Here is a 3904-nt window from a genome sequence, read left to right as displayed (position 1 = left end):
GGGCCCAAGGTTCTCGAGTTCAATGCCCGCTTCGGCGACCCCGAGACCCAGGTCGTGCTTATGCGCCTGAAAAGCGACCTGGTCGATATCTTGGAAGGATCGGCCGACGAAAACCTTTTTGACATCAACGTCGACTGGGACAAGAACGTCTCCGGTTGCGTGGTGCTCGCGGCCAAGGGCTATCCCGACAAGTACGGCAAGGGGCAGAAGATCCAAGGCCTGGAAAGGGCCAAGGTCCAGGGCCTGGAAGTGTTCCATGCCGGCACGGCCCTGATCAAGAACAGCCTGGTCACCGCCGGCGGCCGGGTGCTCAATATCTGTGCCAGCGCTCCAACCCTGAAGGAGACCATGGATAAGATCTACAACGGCATTTCGTTCATCGCCTTTGATGACATGACCTTCCGCCGCGACATCGGCTGGAGCCGCAGATGAAAGCCAAAGTCGCCTTCATTCTGGGCAGCGACTCCGATTATCCGTCAATCGAAAACGGCGTCGCCCTGCTGCGCCAGTTCGGCGTCCATTTGGAAATCGAGATCAGCTCGGCCCACCGCACCCCGGAGCGCACCCTGGAGCTGGTCCGGGAATTTGAGACCGCCGGGGTCGGCGTGATCATCGCCGCGGCCGGCGGGGCAGCCCATCTCCCCGGGGTCGTGGCCGCCCACACCCTGATCCCGGTCCTGGGCGTGCCCATCGCCTCTCCGCTTTCGGGGCTCGATTCGCTGCTTTCAATGGTGCAAATGCCTGCCGGCGTGCCGGTGGCCACCTTTGGCATCGGCGCGGCCGGTGCGACCAACGCCGCCCTTTTCGCCGTGGCCATGCTGGCGCTCGTTGACCCTGTTCTCGCGGAAAAACTGCGCGCCTACCGTGGTGAGCAGCGCGAGAAAGTGCTGGAAAAAAGCCGGAAATTGAAGGACAAACTAGCCAGGGAATGAAGTTCGTCGTCGATTATTTCGGCTGCCGCAGCAACCAGGCCGAGGTTCAGGAATGGATCATCGAGCTGGAAAAGCTCGGCTATGAATTGACCACCAACCCAGCCGAGGCCGATTTCGGCATTTTGAACACCTGCAGCGTCACCGCCAAGGCCGAGAAGGACGTCTTGCGCTTCATCGGCAAGGCTTACCGCAACACCAACGCCAAGTGGTTCATCGTCGGCTGCACCGTTGCCCAGGACAAGTCCCTTTTAAGCAGCAGGTACAACCAGTATATTTTTTTGGACAACAACGAAAAAAAGAACCTGGTCGGGACCGTGCGCGAACTATTTCCGGCCACCGGCCGCGTGATCTACCACTCCTCGTTCAAGTCGCGGATTTTCCTGAAAGTCCAGGACGGCTGCAATTTCCGCTGTTCATTCTGCCTGGTGCCCTTCCTGCGCGGCAGCGCCCGCAGCCTGACGAAAAAAGAGGTCGTGGCCAGGGTGACGCATTACGCCGCCCTGGGCTACCAGGAGGTGGTGCTGACCGGCATCAACCTCTCGGCCTACGGCTACGACCTATTTCCCCGCGAAACGCTGCTCGAGTTGCTTGCGGCAATCGATCCGCTGCCGGGGGTGGAGGTCATCCGCTTGAGTTCGCTGGACCCGCGCTTCATCAAGTATCAATTCGTCAAGGAGTTGCGGGGTGTCGCCAAGATCGCCGATAGCTTTCATTTTTCCCTGCAAAGCGGCAGCGACGCGGTCATCCGGCGCATGAACCGTGGCGGCAAGAGCGCCGAGTATCACAAGATCCTGGCCCAGTTCCGCAAGTTTTTCCCTGACGCCAACCTGGGGGCCGACATCATCACCGCTTTTCCCGGCGAAAACGAAAGGGAATTCCGCGATACCATGGACTTCATCCAGTCGTCCCCGTTGAACTACCTGCATATCTTCCCCTTCTCGTCCCGGCCCGGGACCAAGGCCGCGTTGCTTGAAACCCTGCCTCCGGAAATGGTGCGCGCCCGGACGCGCGAGCTTCAGGAATTGAACAATGAACTGAAACTGGCCTACCGCGAGCGCTTCCGCGGCAAGGTCCTGCCCGGCATCCTGATCGAGGAAAACCCCAACTATTCCATGGTCATCACCGGCAATTTTCTTTCGGTGCGCATCCCGCCGGTGCGCGGCTACAAGAAAAGGAAACTGGCGGTACGCATCGGGCGGGTGGTGAACGCCAACCTCTGCGAAGGGGAAATCGTTTAGCCGGGGGGAGCCGTTCCATCAACGCCCCGGCGAAGCGGACGGACGGGTTGCCGACATGCCGACGATACGCTATAATCCGCAACGAGCGCGCCGCTTTTTGCCGATGGCGCGCGGGTTTTTCGGAGGTGAGATTGACCGGGAAAAAATGGACGTGCGTGCCGGCATTGCTGCTGGCCATGCGACTCATGCTTCCCGCCCAGGGCGTAGCGCCGATCGGTACGCCGCCGGCGCCGGGGAAAAGCCCGCTGCGCAAGGCGCTGGAAAGGTCGCTGATCTTCCCCGGGCTCGGACAGTTGGGGGAGAAGCAGTACCTGAAGGCCGCCCTCTTCGGCGGAGCGGAAATATTCTGTCTGGCGCAGGTGCTGATCCTGATGGGCAAGGGCAACGATGCTTACCGGAACTACCGTGACGCTGGCGATGCGGCGGCGGTGAATGAATTCCGCGCCCAGACGGAAAAGTACGACAAGCGGCGCAACACCGCCATCCTAGCCGCGGCCGGGGTCTGGGTGCTGAACATGGTTGATATCCTGATTTATGCCAAGAAAAAGTACGGCCGGAAAACTGCCATCGGTTTTCAGCCCTATTACCGCCATGAAAACAAAGAGATCGGCGCTGGCCTGCGCCTGCATTTTTAGCCTGTTGGCCCTGGCCGGGTGCGACGACCGGCTTTTTGACAACCCGCTCGACCCGGAGGCCGAGACCCGGGCGTACGAAATCCTGGCCACGCTGCCGGCCGCCAACATCGTGCCTGTGGACCTCACCTTCAGCGGTGACGTCCTATGGGTGGTCGATGCGCAATCGCGCATCCTGGCCCTGAACTACAACTCCGGGGCCCTGATCCGCGAGCTTGATTTCTCGCAGCCGGTCAGCGGCATCGCCTACGACGGCAACGATCTCTGGCTGGGCATAAAGAATTCCAACCAGGTGGTGCAGGTCAATATCGTCAACGGGGCGCAGATCAAGGCGCTCAACCTGCTGCGCGGAAACGTCGGCTGCTTGGATTACGCGGCCGAGCGCCTGTACGTCGCCGACACGATGTCCAATACCATCCTGGTGGTCAATCCGGACAGCGGCACGATCGAGCGCACGATCAACCAGCCGGGCTTCGCCATCAGCGGCCTAGCTTCCGGCGGCGGCAACCTGTGGACCATCGACGCCACGCAAAACAAGATCTTCCGCCTTGATGACAGCGGTGCCGCGGTGAACGTCTACCTGCCGCCCTCGCGTTCCGCCGCCGGATTGGCCTATTCGCAAGGCTATATCTGGTGCGGCGACCAGGTGGGGAAAATATACAAGCTGAAATTTCAATGAACAAGCTCGCCTCATTCCTGCTGGCGGCCCTGCTCCTGGGCTCCTGCCTCCAGGCCAAGGACCTGCTGGAGATAAAGGGCGATTACCTGCTGTACAGCTTTGATTTCAATTACGTCTACGGCCTGGGGAACATCGTTGTCAAGGCCAAGGAATTTTCCATCACCGCGGCCGCGATCGAAATCGACATGGCCAACCGCGCCGCCCGGCTCAGCCGCGATTGCCGCGTGCAGGTGGGCAAGGAGAGCACCACGGCCGACATGCTGGATATCAACCTGGAAAACCTGAGCCTGACGTTCACCAGCTTCAAGGACAGCATCCAATCCTGGACCCTGGCCACGCAGAAAAAGGGGACGACTGCCGGCGCCGCGCCGGCAGTTGACGCCCCGGCCAGGCCGATGACGTTCCGCGATTACGAGGCGTTGA

6 protein-coding genes are annotated in these 3904 nt (G+C 60.8%); all 6 read left to right on the top strand.

The annotated features are described in order from the left end of the window. Nucleotides 1-432, top strand: a 432-nt coding sequence (locus NTW95_14890) for a phosphoribosylamine--glycine ligase (GenBank protein MCX6558694.1), incomplete at its 5' end; no start/stop codon positions are given. Continuing rightward, on the top strand, nucleotides 429-932 hold the full coding sequence (purE, locus tag NTW95_14885) for a 5-(carboxyamino)imidazole ribonucleotide mutase (GenBank protein ID MCX6558693.1): 504 nt from the start codon (nucleotides 429-431) through the stop codon (nucleotides 930-932). The genes NTW95_14890 and purE, both read left to right, overlap by 4 nt. After that, the gene (locus tag NTW95_14880) at nucleotides 929-2170 is read left to right on the top strand and encodes a MiaB/RimO family radical SAM methylthiotransferase (protein MCX6558692.1); all 1242 of its coding nucleotides are present in this window, start codon (nucleotides 929-931) and stop codon (nucleotides 2168-2170) included. Before purE ends, NTW95_14880 begins: the two co-directional genes overlap by 4 nt. A 131-nt stretch (nucleotides 2171-2301) precedes the next feature. After that, entirely contained in the window at nucleotides 2302-2805 is a 504-nt protein-coding gene (locus tag NTW95_14875) for a DUF5683 domain-containing protein (protein MCX6558691.1), read from the top strand. Next, entirely contained in the window at nucleotides 2762-3481 is a 720-nt protein-coding gene (locus NTW95_14870) for a hypothetical protein (GenBank protein MCX6558690.1), read from the top strand. The genes NTW95_14875 and NTW95_14870 overlap by 44 nt, the downstream gene beginning before the upstream one ends. Further along, a partial coding sequence (locus tag NTW95_14865) for a hypothetical protein (protein MCX6558689.1) occupies nucleotides 3478-3904 on the top strand: 427 nt, incomplete at its 3' end. The genes NTW95_14870 and NTW95_14865, both read left to right, overlap by 4 nt.

It is taken from the genome of Candidatus Aminicenantes bacterium (genome assembly GCA_026393795.1).
GTDB lineage: Bacteria > Acidobacteriota > Aminicenantia > UBA2199 > UBA2199 > UBA2199.
Note: the sequence above shows the minus strand (reverse complement) of the source record. Positions and strands in the feature narration are given on the sequence as shown.